This window comes from Ohtaekwangia sp., assembly GCF_036568665.1.
In the GTDB taxonomy this organism is placed as follows: Bacteria; Bacteroidota; Bacteroidia; order Cytophagales; family Cyclobacteriaceae; genus Ohtaekwangia.
In genome coordinates this window covers 1-15,862 of record NZ_DATCSD010000237.1, presented here as the reverse complement: position 1 = coordinate 15,862, position 15,862 = coordinate 1, and the positions used below count along the sequence as shown (strand labels likewise).

8 protein-coding genes are annotated in these 15,862 nt (G+C 44.7%); 1 reads left to right on the top strand and 7 read right to left on the bottom strand.

What is annotated here, in order from left to right:
- The 7 genes from VIN08_RS13230 to VIN08_RS13200 form a co-directional block, all read right to left on the bottom strand.
- Positions 1–764: glycoside hydrolase family 95 protein (locus VIN08_RS13230; RefSeq protein WP_331965737.1), on the bottom strand; the 764-nt coding region annotated here is incomplete at its 3' end.
- An 8-nt stretch (positions 765–772) separates the two neighbouring features.
- Positions 773–2,731 (bottom strand): glycoside hydrolase family 97 protein, encoded by a 1,959-nt coding sequence (locus VIN08_RS13225; protein ID WP_331965734.1) that lies wholly within the window; start codon positions 2,729–2,731, stop codon positions 773–775.
- Between the two features lie 33 nt (positions 2,732–2,764).
- Positions 2,765–4,951: an alpha-galactosidase gene (locus tag VIN08_RS13220; RefSeq protein ID WP_331965731.1), complete on the bottom strand. Its 2,187-nt coding sequence runs from the start codon at positions 4,949–4,951 to the stop codon at positions 2,765–2,767.
- Between the two features lie 193 nt (positions 4,952–5,144).
- On the bottom strand, positions 5,145–6,692 hold the full coding sequence (locus tag VIN08_RS13215) for a RagB/SusD family nutrient uptake outer membrane protein (RefSeq protein WP_331965728.1): 1,548 nt from the start codon (positions 6,690–6,692) through the stop codon (positions 5,145–5,147).
- 37 nt (positions 6,693–6,729) lie between these two features.
- On the bottom strand, positions 6,730–9,840 hold the full coding sequence (locus VIN08_RS13210) for a TonB-dependent receptor (protein ID WP_331965725.1): 3,111 nt from the start codon (positions 9,838–9,840) through the stop codon (positions 6,730–6,732).
- A 191-nt stretch (positions 9,841–10,031) separates the two neighbouring features.
- Positions 10,032–11,360: a sugar porter family MFS transporter gene (locus VIN08_RS13205; RefSeq protein ID WP_331965722.1), complete on the bottom strand. Its 1,329-nt coding sequence runs from the start codon at positions 11,358–11,360 to the stop codon at positions 10,032–10,034.
- Between the two features lie 113 nt (positions 11,361–11,473).
- Positions 11,474–12,361 carry an AraC family transcriptional regulator gene (locus VIN08_RS13200; RefSeq protein ID WP_331965720.1) on the bottom strand — a complete coding sequence of 296 codons (888 nt, stop codon included), beginning with the start codon at positions 12,359–12,361 and terminating at the stop codon, positions 11,474–11,476.
- A gap of 96 nt (positions 12,362–12,457) precedes the next feature.
- Between VIN08_RS13200 and VIN08_RS13195 the strand changes: the two genes are divergently transcribed.
- Positions 12,458–15,808, top strand: coding sequence for a DUF5107 domain-containing protein (locus tag VIN08_RS13195; RefSeq protein WP_331965717.1), 3,351 nt, complete (start codon positions 12,458–12,460; stop codon positions 15,806–15,808).
- Positions 15,809–15,862 lie beyond the last annotated feature (54 nt).

Here is a 15,862-nt window from a genome sequence, read left to right as displayed (position 1 = left end):
TCCACATGCTGCTCGCCACCTTTCAGTTGTGCTTTTACTCTGGCGACATAGAGCATGCCTTTACCATCCGTACCATTGTTCAATTGGCCTGTCATGCGCAAGCCATCTTTATCGGCTACAGTAACAAACCGTTCCGGACGTGTAAGCGAAATTTTACAGGTAATCTGTCCGGGCCTGCTGGCGGTAAGACGCACCATGGCTATATCATCGCCAAAGCTGGTAAAGTACTCACGGGTATAATGTATATCATTTACCGTATACTGGCTGGTAGCCACTGCGTTGTTTAATGACAGCTCTCGCTTGTAGGAAGTGGCCGGTATATTTCCGGAAGGTATATTTTTATAGCTATAGCTAAGCTCCAGATTTGCCAATACCTGGTAACATCCAAACGCTACGTTGGCACCATCGCCTCTGCCGGAGCCCGGACCTTTGCATACAAAGTTCTGGTTTACCAATGCCTGTGCTTCATCATTTTTTCCTTCCAGCAGAAGTTTACGAATAGCAGGTAAACTTTCATATGCCTGCTCGTTGTTGGCATCCTGCGCACCTCCCGACCAGAGTGTAATATCATTGAGCACAATAGTTTCTTTTTCAACACCACCATCCGGCATCATGCCGAGTCGGCCATTACCCAGCGGCAATGTCTCTTCCCAACGTTGTGCAGGTTTATCATATAGCAAGCGCAGCGGCTTCTGCTGTCCGTGAACTACTACGGTTACAAACAGAAGCACTACGGGTATACTATATTTCATAAGTTGCCGCATAGTCATTATCACTTGTGCAGGTATATAACCGCGCCACCACCTTGTGCCATTGGCAAGCTTAGTTTCGTTTTGCTGTTTACCGTGGATGATTGATAGATATAGTGCGCAGCCTCTATATTAGCATCTTGCGCATCGGTATATATTTCAGCAGTATAGCTTTCGCCTGCCGGCAGGAATGAAAAATCAACATCTGCAGTATGCGCATTCCAGTTACTCATGGCACCTACAAACCAATCGTTGCCTTTCTTCTTGGCCATCACTACATACTCGCCCACTTTGGCATCGAGTATCTTTGTATCATCAAAAGCCGTTGGCACAGCGGAGAGATACTTCATAATGTCCGGATACTTTCTATACTCTGCCGGTGCATCGCACAACATTGCGAAAGGCTGATCGAACACTACGTACATCGCCAGTTCATGGCAACGCGTACCTTGCGATGAAGGCAATCCCGGATCAACCGGTTTAAATTTCTCTTTGGTCTTATTGCGCATCGAGCCCGGAGTATAATCCAACGGACCGGCTATCATACGAATGAAAGGTATAAGCAAGTGATGATCCGGATTCGCGGTGAAGTCCCACTTGGAACATTCCGCCCCCCTCACCGCCTCATAGTTTACAATGTTCGGGTATGCACGTTCCAACCCGGTAGGTTTACTACAGCCGTGGAAATTTACCATGAGTTTGTGTTTGGCAGCTGCTGCCGCTATATCTTCAAACCATTTTATAGCGAGCTGATCATCGCGATCGAAGAAATCAACTTTCAATCCGGCTACACCCCATTGCTGCATCAGATCCATGTTCTTGTCCAGGTCCTTTACCAGCGTAGTAGCTACACACCAGAGAAATACATCCACGTGTTTATCTTTACCATGCTGGATCAACTCCTTCATATCGATCTTGGGATTTACTTTCGACAGATCGAATATATTGGACCATCCTGCATCGAGCATCAGGTATTCAATATGATTAGCCGCAGCAAAATCTATATAGTGCTTATAGAGCGCAGTGTTACGATTATCCATACCGGTAGGTATACCGGCATCTTCTACAATAGCATCATGCCACCATTCCCACGCAGCTTTACCGGGCTTTATCCACGATACATCTGGTATGGCCAAAGGTTTGGCTAACTTATATACTATATCATTGGTAAGTAATGTACGATCGTCATCGGTAGGAATAATCACTCTCCACGGAAACTCACGCGTACCATTGGTTTGCGCTATATAATTCTCGGTTTCTTTTACTACAGAAACAAAATTACCCCAGCTTCCCATCTCTGTCCGCTTCGGATAGTTTGCCCACGCACCTTTTATAGCATCGCCTGTTTTCTTCAGGTACATACCCGGATAATCAAGTACGTCTGACTCTCCTACCAGCACGCGTGTCTTGTCAGTCGAAAACATTACCGGTGTCAGAGCGCGTTTATTATCGGGTATATTTCCAATGGACGGATATTTTACAAATGGCACTTCCCAGGAAGTAAACACATCGGTTTCCGGGTATATCACCGATGGATTACCGGTGATGTTGAAGTTCGCTACTTCATCCATTACTTTTATCTGACCCGCGATGGCTGTTTTAAAACGATAAGCAACGCCATCGTTATACGCCCGCAATACCAGGCTATAGCTGTCTGTAAAATCAACTACCAGTTCATTATACCGATCATCCAGCTTTTTAAAATTACCATACAGCAAGGCGATCTCGCCTTTATGTTTATGCCGCGATGTCTTTTTTATCTTCGGTGCTATACCCAATGTTTTATTTTCGAGCACGAGTGCAATGGCCGATGGCGCTACAATCTCCTGACCTTTATAGGTAACGGAATAATATACTTTATCCGATACGCTGATTCGGATCGTTATCTTTCCATCAGGCGAGGTTACTTCGCGTATCTCTTTGGCAAAAGCTGCACCGACAACAGCACACAGCATCCACACTACAAGCAGTATCTTCTTCATCTTTGTTCTATACGTTTACTAATTCCTTCCTCTTTAATCCGCTATTACCTGGAACACCACACTTTCAAACTCATTATACATCGGGAATCGCACACCGTACGTCATTAAAAACTCACCAGTATATTTCTTGCCTTCCAATGCAGAGAACCATGAGTATTTATCGACTGCTTTGTTAATTTCTTTTAAAGTATATAGTTTCTTCGGATCGAGACCTTTCAGGTATAGCGTCTGATCGTCACCATAAATTTCTTTTTTCAGCAGATACGAAAATACCAGTGCTTCTTTCTGATCTGGCAGGGTATACATCATCGCCACGCGTTTACTTTCATAAGGCGACAGCAGACGGTACAGATCTCCGTTCTGAATAATATGTTTAATGCCATTATATACCTGGATGGCATTGCGCGAAAAATCTTTTTCAGCCTTTGTCATATCTTTTGGCTGAAGGTCCATGCCAAGCTTGGCAGACATCGCCACATCAAATCGAAACTTCAGAGGCGTTGTGCGCTGTGTAATATGATTCGGCACTACCGATACGTGACTCGCCAACCCTATAGGCGGGAAGAAATAGGTTGTTCCCCACTGAATAAATATACGATCGAGTGCATCGGTGTTATCGCTGATCCAGTACTCATCAAAAAATGGCATAGAGGCATAATCAATTCTGCCACCACCACCGGAGCAAAGCATCATGCGCACTTCGGGGAATTTTGCTCTTACGCGATTGAATACTGACAGCAGTCCTTCGGTATATTTGATCCACAGGTGCGATTGCTTATCAGCCGGTAAATACGATGAACCTATATTGGTGATATAGCGGTTACAATCCCACTTGAGGTATGCTATAGCAGGATATTTCGTAAGCAGGTTATCTACAACACTAAATACATGATCCTGTACTTTCGGATTGGAGAGATCGAGTATCAACTGATTACGACTCGGATCCAGATCGCGGTGTGGTGCTGTGATCGCCCACTCAGGATGTTTCTCGTATAGTTCGCTCTTGGGATTTACCATCTCCGGTTCAATCCATATACCGAACTTGATCTTTTTATTTTCTGATTCTTTTAACAGCGAATCCAAACCATGCGGTAATTTCTTTTTGTTCACGTCCCAGTCGCCCAGCCCGGCCGTGTCGTCATTGCGCGGATATTTATTTCCGAACCAGCCATCGTCCAACAGGAAAAGATCGAAGCCCATATCGGCAGCATCGCCAATGATCTGCTTCAATATTTTATCATCAAAACTAAAATAGGTGGCTTCCCAATTGTTCAGCAACGTTACACGTGAACGATCGCCTTTATATATACCATACTGGCGTGCCCATGAATGAAAACGCCTGGTGATTTCGCCTTTACCGGAATTACTGATGGTATATAGTAAAGCCGGAGTTTTAAAAATTTCTTTTGGTTTGAGTATATATTGTGAGGCAAACGGATTTATACCGGAGATCACGCGCAGGTTCTTCGATTGATCTACCTCAAACTCCAGTTGCCAGCTTCCGGGCCATGCCAGTGTACCGCCTATTACGGTGCCATCATTTTCTTTTGCAGGACCATTTACTCCCAACAAAAAGCATGCATGACCAAACTGGTTGGAACGCACGCCTAATTTTGATTCAAGTACTTTTATACCTTCACTCAGCTGCTGCTCGCGCATGTTCATCTCGGATGCCCAGTCGCCATAGAACTCCGTGAGCCAGTATGATGATTCATCGAGTGCAAGCTGCGATGAAGCAAAGTTGAATAACGTTACATCTTTCTTTTCTTCGTGTACGATCTCCGACCATTGTTCAATGATATTATCCTTCTGATAGGCTTTGAAGCAGAGATATACCGAGAGATCATAGAATTTATCTTTCAACTGAATACGTGTAAGCACTATATCTTTTGCAAGCTCGCGCGTTTCATGCTTTACGTATACCAGTTCCGTTGTAAGATTACCGTCTGCATGCACGGCACGGAATGCCGGTTCGTTTACATACGATTTCCCAAAAGCGGGGTAAGCATCCAGTTTGGTAACTTGTACATTTTCAATTTCAGCATCAGCCAACTGTTTTCCGAAGTATGATTGCTTTAATACTCCGTCCTTGTCTGTTTTATATATAAGATTTGTGTTCGCTGTTTTGATGACCACCACGGTCTGCTTCTGTGCAAAGGCTGCACAGGTTATCAGTACAAAAAAAATTACCAGGTTCAGATTTCGTTTCTTCTTCATCATGCTTATCCTTCAAAATTGATTTTTACACTTGTAAAGCACCTCCGGAAAATCTTTCGTTGGCCTTCGGTAGACAGGAAGGACAATTAAGATTTTCAGAGATGCTTCTTCTTTTGGGTTAATCGATTTGACAACGGATAATTAATAAAAAGAGGCTCCATGAACAAGCCTCTTTTATACTAACTAAATCTAAACTTTATTGATTGGCATATCCGGGATTCTGATCATTCTCATCGATATCTTCGTTTTGAAGAATCTCTTGCTGAGGTATAGGATACCGGTTATGAAATTCCTGTATAGTTCCTGATTGTGCCGTCCACTTGTTACGTGCTTTTACCAGGCTCACCAGGTTACCGGTGCGGATCAAATCCATTCTTCTCCATCCTTCAAAGCAAAGCTCACGCATTCTTTCGTCCATGATTTTTGTTCTGAACTCGGATGCAGACATACCACCGTTCCACTCTTTATCTGCCGGCAGTGATCCGCCCCACGCACGAGCGCGTACTTTGTTCACTTCAATTACGGCTTGTCCGGTGTTGCCGGTTTCGTTCAATGTTTCTGCATAGTTCAAAAGTATATCTGCAAAACGTATCAGGTATACATTTTTACCAGAGTACCAGAAGCTGTTCGTACCATCGAGGCGAATGTCTTCATACTTCTTCACGTGCGGATCGAGCTCGTCTCCACCCATCCAGCCTTCTACTACCGGTGTATTACCGTTGTAAGTAAAATCATAGCGAATGCTTACGTCTTTACGCTGATCGCCATCTTCCCACAGACCACCATTATCAGTGGTGCTATAGCAATACTTGGTTGGCACCATCAGGTCGTAGCCGCCAAAGTAACAATACTGGTTCAGGTTCGCGCAGGCGCGTGATCCCATCTGCCATTGTATCTGGTTATTGTCAGGGTATATATTGTTAAACTGGAATGAGAATATAGACTCTGCCGGGTTCGGATTAGCCGGATCCCACAGCGATGCTACATTTGAAATGAGACTATATTTACCACTGTTGATTACTGCCTCAAACTGTTCTTTTGCTTTGGCATAGTCGCGGAAGCCAGATGCTTCCGGAGCATACAGATATACTTTACCGAGCATAGCCTGCGCTGCTGTTTTGGTAGCTCTGCGTTTGTCACTCTGATCGGCCGGTAAATATTCGATAGCCATCAGTAAATCTTTCTCGATAGCGCCATATACAATTGGCAGTGGCTGTCTGGCAGTACCATATTCCGATACTTTATCCAGATCGATCACCGGTACTTCTCCCCAATACATAGCCATCTCAAAGGTAAGTGATGCACGTATAAAAGCTGCTTCACCAATAAGCTGGTTCTTACGCACAGGGTCTTGCTGGTTAGCACGCAGCGAATATATAGCTTGTGCTGCCGGACCGATCACCAACCAACGAGAATCCCATTGTCCACCCAAAGCCGTATTGCTGGGTGCGAGAAATCCATCGTAACGATCCAAACCTGCCTGACCACTTTCGGTGTTCACCTGGTATGCACCCTGCTGCGATTCATCTGATCCCAGGGAGAATATAAATCCACCGCGATCCTTTTTTGTATTGCGCCAGCTGGTATATAATCCCAAAATCAATGGCTCTATATTGTCGAGTTCAGCGTATACTTCTTCTTGTGTAAGCGCTGTCTGCGGATCTTCGTTTAGAAAATCCGAACAAGAACTTGAAACCAACAGCACGAGCGCCATTAATTTCACCAACACATTCTTATGTTTCATATCGTATAATTCTTTTGCGTTGTAATAATTACTTCGATTAGAAGCTCAGGTTGATACCGGTAATAAACTGCTTCGATGTAGGATAGCTATCGCCACCTTCGGGATCATACCCTTTGTACTTGGTAATGATGAACATGTTGCTGCCGGTAAAGTATATGCGCAGGTTATTCACTTTTGCCTTGCTCAGTATAGCGCTTGGCAACGTATAGGCTACTGTTAAGGCAGACATACGCAGGAAGGAAGCGTTCTGCACACCGAGGTCTACATCACTTATGTTATAGCGACCCGCAGCACTATAGGCTCTTGGCACATTGGTATCGGTATGTTCAGGCGTCCAGCGGTTTAACAAATCCTTGTGTGCTGCTGTAAGACCGTTGCCATACATCATACTTTCATACAAACTACTGATGCGTTTAGCTCCGTAGTTAAAGCTGAACACTGCGTTCACAGAGAAATTCTTCCAGCCCAGATCGGTAGAGAAACCACCATAGAACTTCGGATCTTTGCGGCCCACTACATAGCGGTCCTTGTTATCAATGATGTTATCGCCATTGATATCTTTCGGAAGTATATCGCCAGGTTTTACAATACGTCCACCAAGATTCATCTGTGCTACGTGATCCATATCACCTTCCTGCGCGATCTTATCGAACTTATATACATATATAGAATTGATAGACTCGTTCAGGAAGTAATTTCCTTCACGCTGAATTTCCTGTCCGGTATAGCCACCCTTCTTATATATAGCCTGTACATCGCCATAGAGTTTGGTAATCCTGTTTCTGGCCGATGATGCGTTAGCAGAAACACTCCATCTGAAATTTCCCTGGTTTATAATCTTTGCATTTACTGAAAGCTCAACACCCTTGTTGGTAAGCGTGCCGCCATTCACGATGGTGTTGCTGAAACTTGCTGTAGTAGAAAGATCTCGTTGCAATAACAGGTTGTCGTTTACGATATCGAAGTAATCCAATGTAACGTTCAGTCGGTTACTCAGGAAACCTAAATCCAACCCGAGGTTTGTCTGGCTCTGCTTTTCCCAGCTAAGATTCGGATTACCCAATCTTCCATCCGATATATAGGATACTGATCCGTTTGAATAGGATGGATAGTACAATGATTTATAGGGATAGTTGATCGATACGTTATCAATGTTGGTAAGATTCTGATTGCCCGCCTTGCCATAGCCGGCACGGAGCTTCACTATATTTACAAAGCTTAGATTAAGATTCTGGAAGAAATTTTCCTCTGCTATATTCCAGCCGAGAGCCAATGAAGGGAACAATCCCCACTTGTGACCAGGACCAAAGCGTGATGTACCATCTTCGCGAGCTGTTAATGTAGCAAAGTATTTTTCGTTATAGGAGTAGTTGAGTCGGCCTACATACGACATCATGGCGTTTGCCTGAAAATCGGAAGCCAGTTGGAATTTATCTTTCAGGTAAGCACCGCCTACATATTTATAGGAGAAATCGTCTGTAGCAAAACCGGTTGCATCCAATTGATTATAGTCCCAGCCATTGTGCTGCATACTGAAACCTGCCAGCGCTGTCAGGTTATGATCGCCCGAGAGTATATTATAGGTTGCTGTGTTATCCCACTGCCAGTTCATCCAATGGTCGTTGCGTTGTTGCGCTGTACCAAATGTACTGTTGCGTATAGACTGACCGAGATCGTGTGGTGTATACCAGAGATCTTTCTTATCCATGATATCGAATGATATCGTTGTACGAAGTGTAAGCTTACTGGTAACTTTCGCACTTATATAGTTACTGGTCATCAAACGTGTCTGGTAACCATCGCCATCAATGCGCAAGCTGCGCACAGGATTGTATGCATCGATGTTCTGGTTGTTAGCCCACTTCAGGTATTTGGTTGTATCATCAATCGGCAACAGCGGGTTAGCACCGTTGGCAATACCAAATATATCACCCTGTACATACGACTCATGACTTCTGGTATAGGTGGTATTCGTACCAATCTTTAACCATGACTTCACGTTCTGCTCCAGGTTTATCTTTCCGGTAATTCTGTTGTAGTCAGAATTTTCCATCAAACCTTTATTCTTTGTATAGTTGAAGCTTACATAGTATGCACCATCGTCATTTCCTTTAGAGAAACTCACGGTATGGTTCTGTTGTATACCATTGCGCGTAACCGCATCCAGCCAGTTATAGCTCTTGCCGCTGTTATAGGTATCAAACTCGTATGGCGCAAAAGGTGTGTTCGGACTGTTCGGATTCAGCAATACATTGTTGATATAGGCATCGCGATTCGCAGTCGGGTTTGCATCCATATAGGTATTGGCATACGCATCTACGCGCAGGTCAAATATATCTTTGGCTCCGAGGCGCGGCATCGTTTTGGTAAACTGCTGCACACCGTACCAGCCATCGTACGTAACACGGCCCGGACCTTTTTTACCTTTCTTGGTTGTAACGATCACTACGCCATTGGCACCGCGCGCACCATATATAGCAGTAGCCGATGCATCTTTCAATACATCGATCGTTTCAATATCATTGGGATTGATCAGGTTAAGACCTCCATCCATAATCAAACCATCCACGACAAATATAGGGCCGTTACCAAACTGTATAGAGTTGTTACCCCGTACGCGAATGGTTGCACCACCTGATACACCGGGAGAGTTCTGTATATATACACCGGCCAGGCGTCCGTTCAGGGCTTGTGTTACGCTGGTTGTAGGAAGTTCTTTCAACTTCTCGCTTTCTATAGCGGCCACTGATCCTGTAAGATCGCTGCGCTTTAACACAGCACCCACTACCACTACTTCACTGAGGGTAGCTACATCGGGCGTCATGTTAATATCTATTGTTGATTGCCCTCCTACCGGAATTTCTTCCGTAACATAACCAATGAACGAGAATACGAGCACAGCATCGGATGTAGGTAATTCCAAGCTATAGCGTCCGTCTGCATCAGTCACAGTACCTACTGTTGTACCTTTTACTAATATGTTTACACCGGGCAGCACTTCTTTCACGCCATCCGATCCACTGGCAACTACCTGTCCTGATACTTTGGTAGTCTGCTGACCAACGTCTGCCAGCGGGTTCGCCAGCAATGTACCGGGCACGGCTGCCAGCATTACGATGATCAAAATATACTGTAAAGTATTTTTCATAATATTTACGGTGTTAGATTTTTATTCTGCTTACTAATTCCTCCTGTAGATTTTCACAGGATATACACGCTCCTCCTGCCGCTACAAGGGTGTATGCAGCCGGGTGGTGGTAAACATGCGGAAGATGAATTTTCATAGGCATTATTCGTTTGGAGTTTTGGGTATAGTATATGACCAGGTGATCAGTCTGATCAATGTCTTATGATTTCAGTCTCAAATTGTTCGAGGGTTTTTCCTTTTGTTTCCGGCACATACCGAAGCAGTATAAAAAAGTATAGAAGGCAGATGCCCGAGAAAAGGAAGAAAGTCTGCGGAGCATCCAGCCATTCAATCAATATCGGGAAGCCATAGGCCAGCGCAAAGCACGCAACCCATAGCATACACGTTGCTACCGATACGGCAATGCCGCGTATGCGTGTCGGAAATATTTCGGAGATGAGCACCCACGTTACCGGTGCCAGTGTGGTAGCATACGTGGCTATAAAAGCGAGCACGAAGAAAGTAAGTATATATCCCTGGAAGAGGTTGAAGTAGTAACACAGCCCTACCAGGAAAAGCCACAGTGCCATAAGCGAAGCACCGCCCAGCATCAGTTTTTTTCTGCCCAGCTTATCTACCAGCTGCATGGCTACCAGAGTAAATATGAGATTGATAGCACCGATCATGATCTGTTGAAAGAGTTGATCCTTCACATTCATGCCGGCCTTCTCGAAAATGATAGGCGCATAAAAGAATATAGCATTCGCTCCGCTGATCTGTTGAAATATAGCGATGGTTATACCCAGCGCTACCAGGAATGTTATACCGGGTTTTACGAGATCAGAAAGTTTACCTTTCACTTCTCGCTGCGATACCTGTTGTATAGCATTGATCTGTTTATCAACGTCTGCCTCTCCGGAAATTTTTGCGAGTACAGCTTTTGCTTTCTCTATATATCCTTTACTCAATAACCAGCGCGGACTCTCCGGCACCAGAAATACGCAGAAGAAGAAAAGAACCGATGGTACAGAACCGGAAGTAAACATCCACCGCCAGTTGTTGGCGGTATCGGCCAGTATATAATTCGAAAAGTATGCGAGCAGGATACCGATGACAACGGTGAGCTGATTGATGGACACCATGCGACCACGAATCGCTGCGGGACTTACCTCGGCTATATATAAGGGCGACAGCATAGACGCTGCTCCTACTCCTATACCAGCTATAATGCGCCAGAAGATAAGCATGCTATAGCTGGGGGCCCATCCCATCAAAACAGAAGAGATCATAAATATACCGGCAGCAATGGTGAGCGGCAGCTTGCGACCGAAGCGATCCGTAAAGTAGCCGGTAATAAGTGTACCGATAATACAGCCTACATATAAAGAACTACCAGTCCAGCCGAGTTGTGCTTCTGTTAAATGATAGTGCGGCTGTATAAAAGGAATAGTGCCGGAGAAGATCGCGATATCAAACCCGAACAGCAATCCACCGAAAGCCGCGATCAAACTAATTAGAAATATATACGAGCTTTTTCCCATTTATCCGAAATCGATTTCTACAAAAGTCTGTGATAAACGCAACCGTTTGAATGGAGAATTAGATTTTAATGATGGATTTTTTTACGGTGCAACAGACAGTCGAGAATCGACCATTAATGCTTCTTGTTGCGATATTCCAGGGGCGACATCCCCATGATCTTGGTGAACATCCGCGAGAAGTAATACGGATCTTCAATCCCTAATTTTATCGCTATTTCATTGATCCTCAAAGAAGTAAACTGAAGATACCGGCACGCGTGCTGGATCTTGAGATGATTGAAATATACCACGGGCGAGTACCCGGTCTTCTTCCGGAATATACTGGAGTAATGCGACACGGATAGATTAATTGATGATGCCAGTTCCTCCAGCGTTAAAGGTACATCGAGGTGGTTTTGCATATACTCTATGGATATATCTACCGAATCTTTCTCGATGGAATGGTGCGCAGAAGCAAACTTATCGGTAAAGCTGAACGATGCCAGGAAGTATGAAAAGCTAATGCTCGAATACGCCAGATTATCAAGACTATACCCCGACTCCAATGCTTTATAAATAGAATCGAAAATGCGCACGCGCTCTTCGAGGAATGGCGAATAGTTTACAAACTCTTTATACTGCTTCGAGAGCAGCGAAGCAAAGTAAGGCGATTGTATACCTTTAAAATGTATCCAATGTATAGTCCACGGTGAGGTTTCATCTGCACCATATTTATGCGGCATATCGGCCGGTATAATCAGGAATTCATTGGGACTAACATTATAGCGACCTGTGGGCACTTCGAGCCAGCCTTTACCTTCGGTGCAGTATATAAGTATATTCTGAGATATACCTCCGGGCCGCTCGCGATAATGATAGGCGGCACGCGGATAGAAACCTATATCGGTAATATATAGCGAATTGATGGGCGGAGTATAGCCGCAGATCTCCAGTATCTTTTTAGGCAATACAATGGCTCGCTGCCCCTCAAACCCCTCACGCTTCCGAATCACTTGCTGCATGCTATACCGTAATAAAATTGTCCATCAAAAGAGAAAGGAAGTCCATCGAATGTCGGTTCTACTCCCTATAGTTTTGCTAAAAAACAATCGTTTTAGATGAAAAGCAACAACATTGTATCTGTTTGGGAAGAAAACGTGACGATCCCTACCTACGGCATTGGAAAACCGGAAAAAAATCCAATTTTCCTCGAGAACCGGGTATATCAGGGGAGCAGCGGCGTTGTTTATCCACATCCGGTGATTGAAAAAATTCTCGATGAGAAAAAAGATAAAACCTATCATGCACTGTTCCTGGAAAACCAGTATCTCAAGATTATGATACTGCCCGAGCTGGGCGGACGTGTGCAGATGGCGTACGATAAAATCAAGGAACGTCACTTTATATACTATAACCAGGTGATAAAACCTGCGCTGGTAGGTCTGACCGGTCCGTGGATATCGGGCGGTATAGAATTTAACTGGCCGCAGCACCATCGCCCGAGTACATTTGACCCGATCGATTTTACAATTGAAGAACATGACGATGGAAGTAAAACGGTTTGGGTAAATGAAGTGGAGCGTATGTTTCGCACAAAAGGAATGGCGGGGTTCAGACTATATCCGGATAAAGCATACCTCGAGATCAATGTAAAGCTTTATAACCGCACTCCGTTTCCGCAGACATTTTTATGGTGGGCAAACCCGGCCGTAAAAGTAAATGACGATTATCAATCGGTTTTTCCTCCGGATGTACATGCTGTATTCGATCATGGTAAACGCGATGTATCGGAGTTTCCAATCGCGAAGGGTACATACTATAAAGTAGATTACTCGGCAGGTGTAGATATATCGCGCTATAAAAATATACCGGTGCCTACTTCCTATATGGCCATCAAATCGAATTATGATTTTATGGGGGGCTATGAACATGACTCTAAAGGAGGTTTGCTGCACGTGGCCAATCACCATGTATCGCCCGGTAAAAAACAATGGACGTGGGGTAACGGAGAATTTGGCTATGCGTGGGATCGTAACCTGACGGATGAAGATGGTCCCTATATAGAATTGATGACGGGTGTATTTACGGATAATCAACCGGACTTCTCGTGGATACAACCTTTTGAAGAGCGAACTTTTACACAATACTTCATGCCCTATAGCGAGTTGGGTGTTGTAAAGAATGCTACCAAGGATGCGCTGGTAAACCTGGAGATCGATAACAACGCGCTCTCCCTCAAACTATATACTACTGCGCTCTATGAAAATGCAAAAGCCGTTGTGGAATATGATGGAAAAGAAATTTTCGCTACCAACGTTACACTTTCACCGGCACAACCTTTCGCACAAACACTTTCGCTGCCGGTAAAAGCTATAGCCGAGAAAGTATATTTCAAGCTGACCGCGGCTGATGGAAAATTGCTGGTATCGTACAGACCGGAGAAACAAACATCGAAGGCTGTGCCTAACCCGGCTAACCCGGCAAAAAATCCTAAAGATATAGCGAGCATTGAGCAATTATTCCTTACAGGACTACACATTGAACAATACCGCCACGCAACCTATAAAGCAACCGACTACTACGAAGAGGCTATACGCAGAGAGCCGGGCGATGTGCGCAACAACAACGCGATGGGTTTGTGGTATTTAAAACGCGGACAGTTTGCAAAAGCAGAGCATTACTTTCAAACGGCTATACAGACGTTAACACAACGCAACCCGAACCCGTATGATGGCGAGCCGTACTTCAACCTCGGTATATGTCTCTCGCACCTGGAGCGCTTTGATGAAGCATTCGAAGCATTCTATAAAGCAACCTGGAACGCAGCGTTTCAGCATGGCTCATACCTGAACCTGGCACGCATCGCTACACGCAAGGGTAATTTTGAAGAGGCACTCGATCTCGTGGAGAAATCGCTCGTTAGAAATTATCATAGCCATACTGCCCGCCACCTGAAGACCGCTATTCTGCGTAAGCTGGGCCGCAAAGATGAAGCAATACAATGGGCAAGTGAATCGCTTTCGCTGGATAAATTCAACTACGGCTGTCTCTACGAAAATTACCTGCTGCTGAAAGATCTCAATCCTGCCAACGCAGAAATACAACTGGTATACCTGCGCAAACTGATACGCGACTATGTGCATAATTACATTGAATATACTTTTGATTATGCGCATGCCGGACTATATACAGAAGCAACTGATTTCCTCTCGCTGACGATAAACGGAAAAGATACTATATACCCGATGGTATATTATTATCTCGGATATTTTGCAGAGAAGTCGGATAACAAAGCGCAGGCACAAGGCTGGTATAGCAAAGGCGCTGCAGCTAAATCCGATTACTGTTTCCCCAACCGCGTGGAAGATGTAAATGTATTGCAATACGCTATAGCTGCGAACACTGCTGACGCCAAGGCTCCGTATTACCTCGGCAATTTCTGGTATGCCAACCGCCAGTATACCGAAGCCATTGCTTGCTGGGAAGCTTCTATCAATCTTGATCCCTCCTTCCCTACTGTATATCGAAATATAGCGCTCGCGTATCATAACAAACAGAACAACGAGCAGAAAGCACTGAAGGCATTGGAGAAAGCTTTCGCGCTTGACTCTACCGATGCGCGTGTATTGATGGAACTCGACCAGCTTTACAAGAAGCTGAACAAGCCACACCAGGAAAGATTGGCACTGCTGGAGAAACACCTCGCATTAACTGAAGACCGTGACGATCTATACCTTGAACGCATAACGCTCTACAATCACCTGGAGCAATACGAAAAGGCCCGACAACTTCTGGAGGCGCGTATATTCCACCCGTGGGAAGGTGGCGAAGGTAAAGTAGTAGGTCAGTATTTAACAGCACATATAGAATTAGCAAAGCTGGCGATAGCGCAAGGACAATATCAAAGTGCCCTTACCTTGCTGGAGAAAGCAGAAGTATATCCGCATAACCTGGGCGAAGGAAAACTATACGGTGCACAGGAGAATGATATATTCTACTTAAAAGGCTGTTGCTACGAAGCACTCGGCAAGCAGATCGTAGCGAACGAATATTTTAACCGCGCAACGGTAGGGCTGAGCGAACCGGTACAGGCTATATATTACAACGATCAGCAACCCGATAAGATTTTCTATCAGGGATTGGCCTGGAAAAAATTAGGTGAACATGCAAAAGCTGAAAAGATATTCAAGCGACTGATCGGCTTTGGTGAAGAACATCTCTTCGACAAGATCAAGATCGATTACTTCGCAGTGTCGTTACCGGACTTGCTGGTGTTTGATCAGGACCTTGACCTGCGCAATAAAATTCATTGTCATTACCTGATGGCCCTCGGTAACTTAGGTCTCGGCAATGGCAACGCAGCCGAAGCAGAAAAGAACTTTGATATAGTATTGAAACATAACGTAAACCACCTGGGAGCATTCATACATAAGAATATGATCCAGAATACTTCGCTGGTAGAATCGTAGAGATAGCTGCGAGGTTTGAGTTGCGAGCTGCGAGAAGTAAAGTTCTTGCAGCTC

Bases quoted from the DNA above. Each gene is read 5' to 3' on its own strand.
- VIN08_RS13200 (WP_331965720.1), bottom strand. From the start codon at position 12,361: ATGCAGCAAGTGATTCGGAAGCGTGAGGGGTTTGAGGGGCAGCGAGCC.
- VIN08_RS13215 (WP_331965728.1), bottom strand. From the start codon at position 6,692: ATGAAACATAAGAATGTGTTGGTGAAATTAATGGCGCTCGTGCTGTTG.
- VIN08_RS13225 (WP_331965734.1), bottom strand. From the start codon at position 2,731: ATGAAGAAGATACTGCTTGTAGTGTGGATGCTGTGTGCTGTTGTCGGT.
- VIN08_RS13195 (WP_331965717.1), top strand. From the start codon at position 12,458: ATGAAAAGCAACAACATTGTATCTGTTTGGGAAGAAAACGTGACGATC.
- VIN08_RS13205 (WP_331965722.1), bottom strand. From the start codon at position 11,360: ATGGGAAAAAGCTCGTATATATTTCTAATTAGTTTGATCGCGGCTTTC.
- VIN08_RS13220 (WP_331965731.1), bottom strand. From the start codon at position 4,951: ATGATGAAGAAGAAACGAAATCTGAACCTGGTAATTTTTTTTGTACTG.
- VIN08_RS13210 (WP_331965725.1), bottom strand. From the start codon at position 9,840: ATGAAAAATACTTTACAGTATATTTTGATCATCGTAATGCTGGCAGCC.